Source organism: Arthrobacter sp. P4_F11 (genome assembly GCF_056401395.1).
Genome location: NZ_JBFUJK010000017.1, coordinates 1 through 15,359 on the forward strand (window position 1 = coordinate 1; position 15,359 = coordinate 15,359).

At 64.0% G+C, this 15,359-nt stretch carries 14 protein-coding genes; 8 read left to right on the forward strand and 6 right to left on the reverse strand.

Annotated elements, in window-relative coordinates; all coding sequences use genetic code 11:
* Positions 1-646: 646 nt before the first annotated feature.
* The 3 genes from AC1DRO_RS17330 to AC1DRO_RS17340 all read left to right on the forward strand — a co-directional run bounded on the left by AC1DRO_RS17330 (position 647) and on the right by AC1DRO_RS17340 (position 4,102).
* Positions 647-1,582, forward strand: a complete 936-nt coding sequence (locus tag AC1DRO_RS17330; protein WP_476951791.1) for an Ltp family lipoprotein — start codon at positions 647-649, stop codon at positions 1,580-1,582.
* 64 nt (positions 1,583-1,646) lie between these two features.
* The gene (locus AC1DRO_RS17335; protein WP_476951792.1) at positions 1,647-2,033 is read left to right on the forward strand and encodes a hypothetical protein; all 387 of its coding nucleotides are present in this window, start codon (positions 1,647-1,649) and stop codon (positions 2,031-2,033) included.
* Positions 2,034-2,368: 335 nt separating this feature from the next.
* Complete coding sequence (locus tag AC1DRO_RS17340) at positions 2,369-4,102, forward strand: hypothetical protein (RefSeq protein ID WP_476951793.1); 1,734 nt, start codon at positions 2,369-2,371, stop codon at positions 4,100-4,102.
* Between the two features lie 758 nt (positions 4,103-4,860).
* On the opposite strand, the gene AC1DRO_RS17345 is transcribed toward AC1DRO_RS17340, so the two are convergent.
* Positions 4,861-5,265: a hypothetical protein gene (locus tag AC1DRO_RS17345; protein WP_476951794.1), complete on the reverse strand. Its 405-nt coding sequence runs from the start codon at positions 5,263-5,265 to the stop codon at positions 4,861-4,863.
* A 335-nt stretch (positions 5,266-5,600) separates the two neighbouring features.
* Here AC1DRO_RS17345 and AC1DRO_RS17350 point away from each other — a divergent pair, with 335 nt between their 5' ends.
* Positions 5,601-7,343: a helix-turn-helix transcriptional regulator gene (locus AC1DRO_RS17350; RefSeq protein ID WP_476951795.1), complete on the forward strand. Its 1,743-nt coding sequence runs from the start codon at positions 5,601-5,603 to the stop codon at positions 7,341-7,343.
* A 193-nt stretch (positions 7,344-7,536) separates the two neighbouring features.
* Positions 7,537-8,682, forward strand: coding sequence for a flavin-containing monooxygenase (locus tag AC1DRO_RS17355; RefSeq protein WP_476951796.1), 1,146 nt, complete (start codon positions 7,537-7,539; stop codon positions 8,680-8,682).
* 55 nt (positions 8,683-8,737) lie between these two features.
* Here AC1DRO_RS17355 and AC1DRO_RS17360 read toward each other — a convergent pair whose 3' ends face one another.
* Together AC1DRO_RS17360 and AC1DRO_RS17365 are read right to left on the reverse strand one after the other, a co-directional pair.
* Positions 8,738-9,256, reverse strand: coding sequence for a cupin domain-containing protein (locus tag AC1DRO_RS17360; RefSeq protein ID WP_476951797.1), 519 nt, complete (start codon positions 9,254-9,256; stop codon positions 8,738-8,740).
* Between the two features lie 291 nt (positions 9,257-9,547).
* Positions 9,548-10,243 (reverse strand): hypothetical protein, encoded by a 696-nt coding sequence (locus AC1DRO_RS17365; RefSeq protein WP_476951798.1) that lies wholly within the window; start codon positions 10,241-10,243, stop codon positions 9,548-9,550.
* Positions 10,244-10,479: 236 nt separating this feature from the next.
* Between AC1DRO_RS17365 and AC1DRO_RS17370 the strand changes: the two genes are divergently transcribed.
* On the forward strand, positions 10,480-11,373 hold the full coding sequence (locus AC1DRO_RS17370) for a potassium channel family protein (protein WP_476951799.1): 894 nt from the start codon (positions 10,480-10,482) through the stop codon (positions 11,371-11,373).
* A gap of 172 nt (positions 11,374-11,545) precedes the next feature.
* Here AC1DRO_RS17370 and AC1DRO_RS17375 read toward each other — a convergent pair whose 3' ends face one another.
* A complete protein-coding gene (locus AC1DRO_RS17375; RefSeq protein ID WP_476951800.1) occupies positions 11,546-11,926 on the reverse strand; it encodes a VOC family protein in 381 nt (126 codons plus the stop codon).
* A 305-nt stretch (positions 11,927-12,231) separates the two neighbouring features.
* On the opposite strand from AC1DRO_RS17375, the gene AC1DRO_RS17380 reads away from it, so the two are divergent.
* Both AC1DRO_RS17380 and AC1DRO_RS17385 read left to right on the forward strand, forming a co-directional pair.
* Positions 12,232-12,714 carry an SRPBCC family protein gene (locus AC1DRO_RS17380; RefSeq protein ID WP_476951801.1) on the forward strand — a complete coding sequence of 161 codons (483 nt, stop codon included), beginning with the start codon at positions 12,232-12,234 and terminating at the stop codon, positions 12,712-12,714.
* A gap of 209 nt (positions 12,715-12,923) precedes the next feature.
* Positions 12,924-14,003 carry a glycerophosphodiester phosphodiesterase family protein gene (locus AC1DRO_RS17385; protein WP_476951802.1) on the forward strand — a complete coding sequence of 360 codons (1,080 nt, stop codon included), beginning with the start codon at positions 12,924-12,926 and terminating at the stop codon, positions 14,001-14,003.
* A 276-nt stretch (positions 14,004-14,279) separates the two neighbouring features.
* Here the strand turns inward: AC1DRO_RS17385 and AC1DRO_RS17390 are convergent, their stop codons facing one another.
* Entirely contained in the window at positions 14,280-14,705 is a 426-nt protein-coding gene (locus AC1DRO_RS17390; protein ID WP_476951803.1) for an ester cyclase, read from the reverse strand.
* A 189-nt stretch (positions 14,706-14,894) separates the two neighbouring features.
* A complete protein-coding gene (locus tag AC1DRO_RS17395) occupies positions 14,895-15,308 on the reverse strand; it encodes an ester cyclase (protein ID WP_028277458.1) in 414 nt (137 codons plus the stop codon).
* Positions 15,309-15,359: the final 51 nt, after the last annotated feature.

Here is a 15,359-nt window from a genome sequence, read left to right on the forward strand (position 1 = left end):
CACCGGACCCAACAGGCGGTGCCGGGCGGCATCGGTGACCGACAACGCGACCGTCCTCTTGCCAACGTCGACAGCAACAACAACGGGTGATTCACCGGTCACCACGCCCTGAACAGACATAACAAACACCTCCGAAGGTGTCGGGAGGATCCCGCGGATCAACCTCAGGTCCTCAAAGGAATCTGATACATCCCGTCCTGACATCTCCGGAGGTGTTTGTGAAGGACAGACTCAACTCATATCAGCTGTCGGTTCCTTCTGAGGAGCAACTGCACGAGGTTGCGCGTTCATCCAGCAGAAGCCTGACCCCGAACTGCTGAGACTTCCCATTCAGGACGACTCTCCGCCGCGGAACGCCGACTGGCCGACCAATTTGCTGAACGCTGGCACTTTTCTGAAACAACCGAGATGACACTTTCCGATGTGTTTGCATTCGATTGCTCGGATGCAATGTAACATCCGTTATGCGGGTATACGCCCGCGACGCTATTGGGGGAAGCGAACATGCTTGTGACTGTTGGCTGGCGTGATGCACTCCCTCTGCGACCCGCGTTCCAGGCCGGGCTCCCCCTATGTGCGTCCATCACCGCACCCACTCCGCACGCTCGCATCGCACGTCGGTCAGGTGTCCTATGAAAGGACTCTCATGAGCCAACCCCCGAACCTCGCCCCCTATCCCCCGGCTTACGGATATGGACAGGCAAAACAGAGCAATAAGTCTTTCGTCGTGACATGGCTGTTCTCGCTCCTCCTCGGCGTTTTCGGCGTGGACCGTTTCTATCTGGGCAAAGTCGGAACCGGTATCCTCAAGCTGGTCACCTTCGGCGGCCTGGGCATCTGGGCCCTGGTCGATCTCATCCTCGTACTGGCGAACAAAACCCGCGATAAGCAAGGTCTTCCGCTGGAGGGCTACGCCAAGCACAAGAAAATTGCCCTGATCGTCACCGCTGCCTTCATCCTCCTGAGCATCATCATCAATGCCGGCCGCGCCGGAGCTGCCACATCGTCCGCCTCACCCGCTTCCGCCGTAAATGACGCTACTGCCGCTGCTACTGCTACCCCGACGGCGACCGCAACGCAGGATCCCGCCGTCGCCAAGGCTGAGGCTGACGCTAAGGCCAAGGCTGACGCTGACGCTGCTGCTAAGGCGGCGAAGGCCGAGGCTGACGCTGACGCTGCTGCTAAGGCGGCGAAGGCCGAGGCTGACGCTAAAGCCAAGGCTGACGCTGACGCTGCTGCTAAGGCGGCGAAGGCAGAGGCTGACGCTGCTGCTAAGGCTGCCGCTGAAGCTGGGACGACCAGTCAGCAAAACGCTCTGCGGACCGCTGGTGACTACCTCGATTACCAAGCCTTCTCACGCACGGGCCTGATCAAGCAGCTGGAGTTCGAGAAGTATTCGGCACCGGATGCGACCTGGGCCGTTGACCGCGTGACAGTCGACTGGAACGAGCAGGCAGCCAAGTCCGCCAAGAGTTACCTCGAATATCAGTCCTTCTCCCGTGCCGGACTGAAAGACCAACTGATCTTCGAGGGCTTCAGCCCGGCGCAGGCTGAGTACGGAGTGAGCCAGACGGGCCTCTAGCGCTCCGAATCGATCAAGCCCAGCCGATGGGCTACTAAATCCAGAACAAATGAAAATGGGAATAATGAAGAAAGAACTGGCCCTGACGGCCTTGCTGTGTCTTGCACTATCAGGATGCGCGGGAGCAAATACGCCTAAAGCTGCTCCGACCGTCACCGAGACCGTGACTGTAACGGAAACTGCCACGGCGACTGTAACGGCAACTGTGACAGCTGCCGTACCTGCCGCTCCCGCTCCGGCCGAGACAGCCGTAATTCCGGCCGCAGTTGAAGGCATGAATGCTCAGGCACTCGACGACGACTTGGCGGCCTTGGGGTTCGAGAACATCATCTATAACGCCGATACAGGCAAAACAGTCCTCTTGCTAAGCAACTGGACAGTCACCGGAATCGATAACCCGGGCGCTAAGCAGCCCCTTAGCAACGCCGTTGTCGTTCACGTAACCAAGTAGGGAGTGGGGCGGGTGTTGATGGCCACACTCAGCCGTCCGCACCCGCCGTTCGGTGCACCAAGTCCTGATGATGGACCTCTGCCGCAACGAGCGTCCCACTGCCGGTGCGTACCCTCGCCGACGAGATGCACCAGGCCTTCGCCTTCGCGTTCGTGAAGCTCGGCTGGAACCCGCGACGGCACCAAGGCTCGACACTTGAAGGTTCATGTGTATGATTCACGTGTCTGCGGTTCTGTCAGGCATCACTCAGCCTTCTTACAGGCAACACTATGGGGGTTCTCATGCGCGTCTTCAATCGCGTTCGGCCTTTGATGACTTTGATGGTCTTAGTGACCATGTTTACAACAATCGGTGCCACAGTCGCCGCCCCGGCACAGGCATCCGACATGTCAGGTCCCGTGCTCGCAAGCCAGTCGGTCACGTGGACAAACCTCAATCTTTACAAGGGTCCGGCAACGATCAACGTCACCATTCACTTGGTCGACGCCACAGCTGTGCAATCGCCGACCATGATTGCCAACTGGGTCGACCCTGACCCGTGGGGCTGGGTCTATGGGGGTGGCCAAAGCCAGGGCTTTGGCGGCATGACACTGGTCTCCGGGACGATGCAGGACGGCATCTGGAAGCACACCATTACCATCCCGCAGGGCGCCGCAACCGGACAGTGGGAGGTGGTGCTTTACCCACTGCGTGACACTTGGGGCAATGGCTCCAGCTTCTTCCAGACACTGAAAACCGTCACGGTCATCGACGAAGCACCTCCGACTGTGGTGTCGCCGGCGGCAGCAACTTTTACTGAGAAGGACGGCACCGCGGGTGACACCTACACGATCCCGGCGACGTCCGGCGTCGACTATCTCGTCAACGGCAAGGTTACGTCCGCAGGCACGTACCCCGGAACGGGCACAGTAACAGTCACCGCGAAGGCGCGGGCAGGCTATGCGCTGGCCCCCGATGCCGCCTCCTCCTGGACATTGACGTTCAAGGGTCTTCTGGCCGCATCCACTCCGACCATTTCCGGCGCCGGACAAGTCGGGTCCACGCTTTCGGCCACCGCCGGCAGTTGGGGACCTTCCCCGGTCGCCCTCGGATACCAGTGGTTCCGCTCGGGAGCCGCCATCGCCGGCGCCAACGCAGCCAGCTACACCGTGATCCCCGCTGACGCGGGGAGTACCGTCACCGTAGGCGTCACCGGTTCCAAAGCCGGCTACTTGCCCGTGACCAAGAAATCGGCACCGACGGCACAGATTGCCAAGGGCTCCTTTGCAGCCCCGGCACCGACGATCGCCGGAACGCCCCAGATCGGCCAGACTCTCACTGCGAAGGCGGGCATCTGGGCTCCGTCGCCTGCATCGGTCAGCTACCAGTGGTACCGCGCCGGTGTGCTCATCCCGGGCGCAAGTGCGGTCACTTACACCCCCACCGTCGCTGACGTTGCGGCCACCCTCAGCGTCAAAGTGACCGGGTCCCTGTCCGGCTACAGCACGGTCTCGAAGACGTCTGCCCCGACGGCGGCAGTAGCCAAGGGTTCGCTGACCCGGTCCACCCCCACGATCACGGGAGTTCCCGCTGTCGGGACCACCCTCGCGGCCGTCCCCGGAGCGTGGGGTCCCGCCCCGGTTGCGCTCCGGTATCAGTGGTACCGCTCCGGCGGCGCGATCACCGGCGCCACCTCCGCCACATACACCCCCGTGCCGGAGGACCTGGGAGCAATCCTCACAGTCAAGGTCACCGGGTCCAAGACGGGCTTTACTACGTTCTCCCGAACCTCCGCCGCCACGGCTGCGGTGGTCAAGGGATCACTGGTCAGGGCCACGCCAACCGTCACCGGGACCGCCAAGGTGGGGTCCACCCTCACCGCTAACTCCGGCGTTTGGGGACCAGCACCAGTCACGCTCCGATACCAGTGGTACCGATCGGGCGTAGCTGTCACCGGCGCCAATGCTGCTACATACAAACCCACCACAACAGACGTAGCGAAGACCCTCACCGTCAAGGTGACTGGATCCAAGCCGGGCTACACAACGTTCTCCCGAACGTCCGTTCCGACTGCCGCCGTGGCTAAATAGCGAGTCATTTCGTCCGACTACGACCACCGCGATCGCAAGGAAACCCCGCCAGCCAAAAAAGTACTGGCGGGGTTTCCGTGTATAGATTGAAGCGGCCAGATGCCGGGCCGCCTGTCGGGGGCTATCCTGCGGGCCCGTTGCCCGGACGGTGGGGCTGCTCCCCAAAGAGTGCCGCCTCTATGATGACGCATGGACTTCGAGGCCACACTCTGGACGGTTGTGGGGGCCGGGCTGGTTCTGTTGCTGCTCGTCGACGTCTTTCGTACGCTGCTTTATCCGCACGGTTCCGGTCCTCTGGGCCGGGCGATCATGCGCGGATTCTGGCTTGCAGTTCGCCGGACGGATGCTCCACGCGGCGCTGGACGGACTCGCGGAGGTCCTCCGAGGCAAATTCGGCCATTCCGGAGCCACATCTTCCGATGTGTTCGACAGCTACGAGATGCACCACCGGCACCGAGCAGGGGGCAACCACCTGGGACTCTTCAACGCCGCGCCACCCATCACCAGCGTGAGGGGTCCCCGAAGTTATGTGGCCATTATGGACCGATTTGGCTCTGGTGAAACAGGGTGCATGGCATCCGGTTGAAAGGTCATATGCCGGCCCCCAACGAGGTCCTTGCGCTCAGCCCGGAGTGGCGTCTCGCTGATGCCGGTCCTTGCACTGGCCACCCTGTGGCCGGTTCCCGCGAACAGTGGTGTGGAGTTCACCGAGAGAACCTTGGAATTGAGATTCCTGATATGTCCGGTCAGGAACCGGCTTACGGCAAAGAAAGCTGGCCGCGGGTAAAACGGGCGAAGCCGGCGTGAACATCACGGACAATGACGGATCCGGTGCCGAGGAGCTGTGCCTTCTCTCGAAGTTGCGCCACGAGGTCCTCGCTTGGGCGGCCGAAGATTTCGATCGTCTTCATCTTGATAAGCGGGGCAACTGGCGGGAACTTAGGCCCCGCCACTTTCATGTGGAATTCCAACGAGGCCAGATCAGGATGGAAATGGAGGACACTCATGGTGGAGCCGTCCTCTGAGAAACAGACGCTGTAGGAGATGATCCGAGGCTCATTCTGTTCAACGAACGCGGCGAGTTCTGCCATGGCTGTCTTGAGTTCCTCAAGTTTGCCGGAGCGGACCTCCGAAGTATCAAGGTAAGCGACGAAATCATCCATGTCAGCTCTCCCGTTGAAGGCCCTGGCTGAACGCCTGGACCTGGTTCACTACGCACAATTGTCCTCCCGATCCTCTATGGAAGCGCGGCGGATTTATGGCTCCACGATCACGGCCAGCAGTATGCCCTGAGAATTCGCCACCGGGCCCATGGCCGCGATGACCTCACCGGGCTTGGAGCCCGAGGGCACCTGCATCACCCGACCGGTCCCCGCACCTTGCCGCCCCTTAACCCCGGCGGTAGCCTGAAAAACAGATGACGGGCAGGCCTCCCACCACCGGTTCCGAGAGTGCCGGCCCCCAGGCTCAGACCCGCCACCGGGAACGGGGAGATGCGATGTCTACACTCGCACACAGCCGGGAAGCCTACGCCGAACGGCGCTGGACGGACGCCGTCGGGCAGTACACCTCTGCCGACCACGACGCCGAACTTCCGGCCAGCGACCTGGAACAGCTGGCCACCTCCGTCATCCTCACCGGCCGCGGCTCCGAGGGAGTGGACATCCTGGCCCGGGCGCACCTGAAGTACCTCGCCGACGGCGACTACCCCTCCGCCGTCCGCTGCGCTGCCTGGACCGGGATGAACCTCATCCTGCTGGGCGAACCGGCCCGCAGCGCCGGCTGGCTCGCCCGCGCCCACCGGATCGTCGACGACCTGCCCGAGCCCTGCCCCTGCGAGGGCCTGCTGTCGATCCCTGCCGGGCTGGACGCTCTCTACCAAGGCAACGGCGCCACCGCCGCGGAAGCCTTCACCCGGGCCGCCCACCTCGGACGGGCACGCGGCGACGCTGACTCGGCAGCCCTCGGTACGCTGGGCCTCGGGCAGGCAAAGATCTTGCTGGGCGAGTTCGACGGCGGTTTGGCCCTGCTTGACGAAGCCATGGTCGCCGTCACCGTCGGGGAAATCTCCCCCATCCCCGCCGGGATCATCTACTGCGCAATGATCGAAACCTGCCATCTGGCCTTTGACCTGCGCCGCGCCCACGAGTGGACGCGGGCGCTGGACAGGTGGTGTGACTCGCAACAGAACGTGGTGGCCTTCAGCGGCCAGTGCCAGATGCACCGGGCCGAGCTGTACCGGCTGCACGGTGCCTGGACCGAGGCGATCGACGCTGCCAAAACCGCGCAGGACCTCGCCTTCCACGGCGACCATATGGCCACCTACGGCGGCTTCTACGAACAGGGCGAAATCCACCGGCTCCGGGGGGACTTCGACGCCGCCGAGGCCTCCTACCTGCACGCCCAGGAGACGGGTTTCCCGCCGCAGCCCGGGCTGGCGCTCCTACGCCTGGCCCAAGGCAGGCCTGACCAGGCCCAATCCCTGCTCCGGCAGGCCATGGACGGTGCCGCCCCCGACTACCGGCGCGGGATGCTCGCCGCCCGGGTGGAGATCGAAGTGGCAGCAGGCGACACTCTGGCAGCACGCACCGCCATGGAGGAGCTGGCCTCGCTGTGCGCCTCGATCGACAAGCCCATGCTGCACGCCCTCGCCGAGCAGTCGGTGGCCTCTGTCCTGTTCCACGAGGGCGACCCCGCGGCTGCCTTGGTCCTGGTCCGCCGCGCGTGGTCGCGCTGGCTCAGCCTCGATGCACCGTTCGAAGCGGCCCGCTGCCGCGCCCTCATGGCCGGGCTGTACACCGCGCTCGGCGATGAGGAGTCCGCCCAGCTGGAGCGTGAGGCAGCCCGGGCAGTATTCTCCGAGCTGGGCGCCGCGCCGGCGCTATCGGAGCTTGAGCAGTCGGCGCCCGCTGCGCCGGACGCGCGGATCGCCCCGGCGCCACCCACCGGGAACGACGCTCATCACGCCGCCGACGCCGGGCCGCTCACCGCCCGTGAAACCGAGGTGGTCCAGCTCGTCTCCGCCGGACTGAGCAACCGGAACATCGCTGCCGAACTGTTCATCAGCGAAAAAACGGTGGCCCGGCACCTGAGCAATATCTTCACCAAGTTGGGCCTGACCTCCCGGGCCGCGGTCACGGCCTACGCCTACCAGCACGGACTCGCCCGACCTCCCTCCCTGCATAAAATTACCCATTTCCCGCACGCCGGATTTCTCCCACGGCAGACGGGAAATGGGTGATTCGCCCGATTCGCCGCGACGCGACGAAAAATAGCGTTAATGGCATGAACGTTTCAGTGCTCGCAGGAATGGATTCCATCGGTATCTTCGCGGTGGGCTACCTGCCCATGCTGCTCAAGGCCCTGCTGGTACCTGCGCTTCCAGAGCGTTCATAAGCACCCAACTGCACATGCAGCACCAAGGAGGCACCACCATGAACACCACCCCAGCAACTGACACCCACGGCGCCGTCGGTACTGCCGCCGTCGACACCGTCATCATCGGTGCCGGACAGTCCGGCCTGGCGCTGGGCTACTACTTGGCGCAGCAGCACCGGAACTTTGTCATTCTCGACGCCGGCACACGGGTTGGCGACGCGTGGCGGAGCCGCTGGGACTCGCTGCGCCTGTTCACCCCCGCAAAGTACAACGGTCTGCCCGGCCGGCCCTTCCCCGGCGACCGCCTCGCCTTCCCCACCAAGGACGAGCAGGCGGACTATCTGGAGGACTATGCCTCCCGGTTCCACCTGCCGGTCCGGCCCAACACGGCCGTCACCCGGCTGAGCCACGACGGGCAGCGGTTCCATGTCACGGCCGGGACGCAGCACTGGACGGCGGCGAACGTTGTCCTCGCCACCGGCGCCTGTCAGCTGCCCAAGACGCCGGGCTTTGCGGCGGAACTGTCGTCCGACGTCGTGCAGCTCCACTCCCACAGCTACAAGAACCTTGCACAGCTCAAGCCCGGTCCCGTCCTGGTGGTGGGGGTGGGGAACTCCGGGGCGGAGATTGCCCTGGAGACCAGCCGCACGCATGAAACCTGGCTGGCCGGCAGGCCGAGTGCCGAGATTCCGTTCCGGCACGGCCGGACCGCGGCCCGCTTCTTTCTCCCGGTGGTCCGCTTCGCCGGGATGCACGTGCTGAACACCAACACGCCGGTCGGACGCAAGGTGCTGCCCAAGATGGCGGGCAAGGCGCCGCCGTTGATCCGCACCAAGCTCGCGGAGCTGGGCGCCGCCGGCGTCCACCTGGTGCCACGGGTCACCGGAGTCCAGGACGGCGAAGTAATACTCGACGGCGGGCAGCGCATTCCTGTGGCAAACGTCATCTGGTGCACAGGCTTCACCGAGGCCTACCCGTGGCTGGACATCCCGGCACTGCCCGCGGACTGGCGGGAGCAGCAGCACCGCGGGATCGTGGATGCCCTGCCGGGCCTGTACCTGCTGGGGAAGGATCTCATCTTCTCAGCGGCATCGGAAACCCTCCCGGGCGTGTGCCGGGACGCCAAATACCTGGCGAAGCGGCTGGCCGCCACCCGGGCTCCGCAGCATGCAGCGGAGGTCCAGAGCGGGCTGGCGGCATAAGCCAGTTGTCGGGATGTCGTTGTCGAAATCAAGGCCGGGGACAATCTCGCCATTGTCAGGTAGTGAGTGGCGGCCCGACGATCTCGATGTTGTGGCGTGCAGCGATCGCGGTTAGTGCCGCGCCGTCGATGGGTTTGGGGTCCGGCAGTTCCCTGCGCGCTGCCGGCTCTCCTACCTCGGCGGCGAAGGTTTCAAAGCCCGCCGGGACCGTGATCACGAGGGAGCGAAAGGACTCTTCGGGCCCGGCAAGAAATGTGTGGGTGGAACCTTGGGGAAGAAAGACGAAATCGCCCTTTTGCACGGTGAAGCGCTGTCCGTCGCTCTCGAACAGAGCCGTGCCCGAAATAATGTAGAAGGATTCATCCTCAACCAGATGCCGGTGCATCGGTGGCGCGTAGCCAGCCGGATGCAGAATCTCCGTAATGGTCAGCCGCTGCTTCGTCTCCGGGCCACCTGCCTTAACCAAGACCAATGCATTCGTGAACCACAGGGCGGTCCCCTCGTCGGCTGCAAGTTTGTACGCCCTGCCCTGCACGAGGGTGGCCGGCGCGGTCGTTTCATCGATCCTGTCCATGACGCTCCTCAGCTTGGAAGTGCCTGCAATGCTACTCAGGATCCCGATCCGATCAATGCCGTGCAGCTTACTGGCGTCCACACCCACCACAGGACGGAACCGACATAACACCGGCGGGACCAAACCTCACGATGGGTCCCGGTCTCCCAGAAGGGCTGCCAGCCAGGCACCAAGGCCAGCCACCACCCATACGAGAGACAACGCGGCACCTTGCCGCCTCCTAACCCCCGCGCCAGCGGGTGGACCGCACCCGTATAGAAATGACACTGCACGCCGAGCTGACCCCGGGCACTACCCGTGGGTGACAGCGGCGCCCACCAGGCCGAACAGCGTCCCGGCCGCCAATGCAATGAGGGCACGCTTCCTGGTGGGATACAGCCAGCGCACTGCGAACACGGCCACCGCCAGGATGACGCCGTTAACGACACTCAGGATCACCGCGACCCATTCGGTGCCGGTGGCCACGCCGAAACCTCCGCCACTGCAGCCGCTGATCCCGCACCAGGCAAAACTCGCCACCATCCACTGCGGAAGACTCAGCACGACCGCCAGCGGCACGGTCCACCAGAGCTTTCTGGCGTCCGGGGCCACCCCGCGCAGTTTCACGTCCAGGTAATGAGGCGAGGCGCCGGGCATGCCGGCGACCGGGACCCGTGCGCGCTTCCGGGTGCTGAGGACAATCCTTCGGAAGACACCCGCGTTGACCACCGCAAGTAGGACGTATCCCGAATAGTAGAGGACTGTAATCAGGCTCAATTCACCGCCCGAGCCGAAAGTGCCGATGATGAAATAGCCAACCGAAACGGGCAGTGTCAGAACCACCATGACGAGCAGCAGGCCTTCCTTGAACCTGGCATCCAGGGCCAGTTCGAAGCCTGCGGCAAGCAGCGCGGCGACAACAACGGCAACCACCACCGACAAATAGGCGACGACGGCGGTTCTGGCCCAGCGCGGCAGCGAACTTTCATTCGGCCGAGATCCCCTCATCACAACGCTCCCCCTTGACGTCGTTCCGGCCCACTCTGCGCGCGCTAACCGATACAGCCGGCACACCCACGGGCTGCGGCACTTTGATGGTCGCACGCCAGGCACCCAAAGTGCTCGCAATCGGCCTCGGGGGATCTTCGAGCAACTGGGGAATCCGCCCACCGGGGGCAATCCTGCGGGCCCGTTGCCCGGACCGTGCGGCTGCTCCCCAAATAGTGCCGCCTCTAAGATGAGGCATGGACTTCGAGGACACGCTCTGGACGGTTGTGGGGGCCGGGCTGGTTCTGCTGATGCTCGTTGACGTCTTTCGTACGCTGCTTTATCCGCACGGTTCCGGTCCCCTGGGCCGGGCGATCATGCGCGGATTCTGGCTTGTATCGAGAAAACTGCGGGGCCGGGGCTCCTTCATCGCAGCACCCTTGGCGATGGCCGCTGTCATTGGTGCCTGGGCAGGCTTGGCGGCCATCGGCTGGGCTCTGCTATACCTGCCCCATCTGACGGACGGCTTTGTTTACGGAGCCGGAGTTCCCCTGCGGGCCGACTTCGCCGAAGCCCTCTACATCTCCCTGGTCACTCTTTCCACCGTGGGGTTTGGCGATATCGTGGCAACGCAACCACTGCTCCGGCTGGTTGTCGCCCTCGAGGCCGTCACCGGATTCGGCCTGCTGACAGCAACGGTGACTTGGATCCTGCAGACTTTCCCTGCCCTGAACCGACGCCGGGCCCTTGCCCACCAGCTGAACCTGTTCAGGGAGGCTGCAGGTCCGGCAGGTGTATCGGCCATGGATCCCAGTCACGCTGCCGGCCTCTTGGAGGCAATTGCCGGAAACGTGGCTACGGTGAGCATCGACCTGCTTGCGTTCCATGAAACCTACTACTTCCGTGAAATTGAGCAGCGCGGGTCCTTGCCCGCCACGGTGGCCTACGCCCAGGATCTGGCATCCCAGGCCCAGCGCAGCGAGAACCCTGAACTGCAGTTCGCCGGACGGATGCTCCACGCGGCGCTGGACGGACTCGCGGAGGTCCTCCGGGGCAAATTCGGCCATTCCGGAGCCACCTCTTCCGATGTGTTCGACAGCTACGAGCTGCACCACCGGCACCGGCGTCCGGGGGAACCGCACACGAACTAGCGTGCGCGTAGCGGCTTGCGTACCCTGCCGTTCTGACCGCGCTCTTTGCCTTGTCCAGCGCTGGTAGCCACGCTGAAACCGGCTCCCGCTTTGGTTGCGGGAGCCGGTTCTCTCCGGCTTAGTGGCCGGCGGCAACGATGCTTTGCGTCGTTGACCGGGGCCAGTCTCCGGCCTACGCGCGCTGGGAGATGTTGAAGATGTTCCCCTCGCTGTCCAGGAACCAGGCTGCCTTCCCCCAGGATGCGGTGGCGACGCCGTTCTCCGTCTTCAGGCCGGGAAAATCGTAGTCTTCAAAGACGACGCCGCGGCCCCGCAGTTCTTCCATCTCGCGTTCGAGATTGTCCGTTTCCCAGCCGATCTGGGTGTTCTTCGCGGTCCCGGCATTCTCTGTCTGGTAAACGAGGAAGCGGGTTCCCTGGCCGCAGTTGTACATCACACTGCCCTCCTCCATGGATTCGGAGGGTTCGATTCCCAGCTTGTCCCTGTAGTACTCCTTCGCCCTGTTAATGTCCCTCGCGGGGAGGACAGCGATGATGTTTGAATCCTTGAACATGATGATTCCCCTTCAGTGCGTTGATGACCGCAGCGATGGCGATGCTCCCCCCGGTTTCAGTCCCCGGAATACCTGTCCGGAGCCCGTGACCGCCCCTGCGCCGAACCGGGGACAGCCACCTGGGACTCTTCAACGCCGCGCCACCCATCACCAGCGTGAGGGGTCCCCGAAGTTATGTGGCCATTATGGACCGATTCGGTCTTGCGGAAACAGGGGTGACTGGCATTGGGCTGAAGGGACGCTCTTCGAACAGGGAGCTGCAAAGCGCACTTCCGCCGGTGGCCGCACAATGCCAGAGTGGAAGGATGAATGCGGAGTCCGTTAATGAGGCAACTGGGAACGAGCAAACTGGCGGCCTGGTCCTGAACCTGGAGTGCACGCTCGCCGCTCCCCCGGAAGAAATCTTCAGGATGCTGACGGAACCGGCCGAACTGGTGAAGTGGTGGGGTCCGCACGGCTTCATCATCCCTTCAGCCGAACTCAACCTCGCCGAAGGCGGCCGCTACCGATTCAGGATGACGCCACCGGACGGCGAACCGTTCCACCTCTCAGGCGAGTTCCTGGAGATCGATCCCCCTTGGCGACTGGTGTACACCTTCCGCTGGGAGGAACCGGCGCCGGACGACCGGGAGACCGTCGTCGACCTTTCACTCGGGAGTACCGGCACAGGCACGCGCCTGGTGCTCTCGCAGGGACCGTTCCTGACGGACGAACGCCTCGAACTGCACCGCAACGGATGGACCGAGTCGTTCGAGAAATTGCAGGCGGTCCTGGGTTGCGGCACCTAAGGAAGCCTGAGCCGCTGCGGAGTTCCTGCAGGGTGATGATCCGTCCGGCACACGAACGGTATTTCGCGTCTCCAGGCCCGTCACCCGGCTCGGTTTCCTCGTGTTCACCCCCGGTCCAGCTCCCCGCACACAACAGTCCATCTCACCTCCCTACGGTGGTCGGGTCGCCGGCACGACGCCGGTAACGTCACCCGGGAGGAACCATCACCATGCGCACACCCCTGACTGCCGTGGCCGCCGCCGCGCTCATCGCCTCGCTGGCGAGCCCCGCCGTCGCCGCTTCAAACCCCGAAGCCGGCTCGCCGTCGTCGAACGCTGCTGGAACGGCCGCCGCAGAGGCAACAACGGCAATCAAGACCAACGAGAGCAACGGCTCCTTTGACCTGCAGGCCCACCGCGGAGGCCGCGGCGAGTGGACCGAGGAATCGCTGGCCGCGTTCGCCAACTCGCTGAAGCTCGGCGTGTCCACGCTGGAGCTGGACACCCACCTGACCACCGACGGCAAGGTGATCGTCTGGCATGACGACACCATCCAGGCGGACAAGTGCCGCGACACCGCGCCGGCGACTCCCGGCGACGCGCAGTACCCCTACGTCGGTGACCGGGTCGCCGACCTGTCGCTCGCGCAGATCAAGACCCTGGACTGCGGGTTCACCCAGCTCAAGGGGTTCCCGGAGCAGGACGTGATCGAGGGCAACCGGATCGCCGAGCTCAAAGACGTCTTCCAGCTGGTGCGCGACGCCGACGCCAAGAAGGTCCGCTTCAACATCGAGACCAAGGTGGAGGACGGGCGGTCCGGCGGCGAGGGCATGGTGGCCCTGACCAAGGCCGTGGTCACGGAGATCTACACCGCCGGCATGGCCGAGCGCAGCACCGTGCAGTCGTTCGACTGGTCGTCGCTGAACCTGACCAAGAAGATCGCCCCGCAGCTGCCGCTCGTCGCCCTGTCCAGCGGCGACGCCTGGCTCGAGGTCGGCAAGCCCGGCGCCAGCCCCAACCTCGGCGGCATCGACATCGACACCTACGGCGGCTCGCTCGCCAAAGCCGCGGCAGCCCAGGGCTACGACGTCATCTCGCCCACCTTCAGCTCCGTCACCCCGGGCATGATCAAGGAAGCCCACGAGCTCGGCCTGCCGGTCATCCCCTGGACCGTCAACACCACGGTGGACATGACACGGCTGATGGACCTCGGCGTGGACGGCATTATCAGTGACTACCCCACCCGCCTCCGCACCGTTCTGGACGAGCGCGGCCTGAAGCTCCCCAAGGCGTACGAGTCCAAGGGCTGATTCACTGATTTGCAGGCGCCAGCGTTCTGCTAACCACGCGAAAGCCGGCCCCCGCTTTGAAAACGGGGGCCGGTCCCTTCGGCTTCGTTGCCCCCGGCGATGCTTTGCGCCGTTGATCGGAGCCAGACGCCGGCCTACGCGCGCTGCGAGATGTTGATGATGTTGCCGTCGCTGTCCAGGAACCAGGCCGCCTTCCGTATGAGCTACGATCATCGCGCTGGCCGATGACAGGACGCGGGCGGTGCCGGCAGCCATGAACAGTACGTGGATGCCGGGTCAGTCCCCGGGTAACTGGATCACGCCGAACTGCCGCATCAGCCCGAGGTCGTCCCGGTCTGACCAATGCTCGGCGATCTTTCCATTTTCGACTCGGTGGATGGCCACTCCGGTTTCCCGCAGGTCGGCACCGGTGGGAGGCAGGGGTCCGGGGAGCTCACCCTCGTGTCGACCGTAGGCCGTTAACCTCGTCACCACCTTGTCCGCTTCGGCGATCTGGTCTTCGATCTCGTGCCGCCCTGGCGTCGCCTTCCAGAATATGCGGAAGGCCTGTTTCAGGCCTTCCCGTCCGGCCGGAAGTCCGGGAAATGGCGGGTTGTGGTCAAGATAGTCCTCAGCGACCAGATCGTCCATCGCATCGATGTTCCCGGCGTCGATCTCTGCGTAGAAGCGCCGCACGAGCGCTTTGTTGTCCTCAGACTCCACAGTCGTCCTTCCGTTTGTACACGGAGGCCCCTACCCGGACCGACCGAACCGACCAGTACGAGCAGTTCAAGGGTCCCATGGGTGGCCAGTCTAAACCCACTGGCCTGGCTGTGGTAGGGAAGGTGGCCCGCTTCAACATAGATCTCCCTTCCGCGCGGAGTGGCCCCAGCCGCGAAAAATTGCTGCGCGTTACTTCGATACGGCTCCGATCTGCTGCATGAGGGTCATAGTGTCCGTGGCCCCCCAGTGCTCGACGACTTTGCCGCCGTCGACGCGGATGATGTCGACGCCGCTGAATTCGACGCTCCGACCGGTGGGCGCGACGCCCATCAGTTCTCCCTGATGCGTTCCGGTCAGGACCACGTATTGCGCTTCGAGATTTCCATCTACCAGCGCCGGTTCGGTGGTCTTGGCCTTGAGATCCGGGAATGCCGCCCGCATCGTGTTGACGAAGTACCCGACGCCGTCCTTGGCGGGCGATTGTCCGGGTAGGGGGTCATGATCGACGAAGTCATCACTGACCAGTTCATCAATGAGGGCGAGATTTCCGTCCCCAATCACCTCTGTGTAGAACCGCTTGATCAATCCAGTCCCGTCAGCCATTTCCAACTCCTTAAAGTGGATGAGACCGCAGCCCAAGTCTTCCACTCCGGC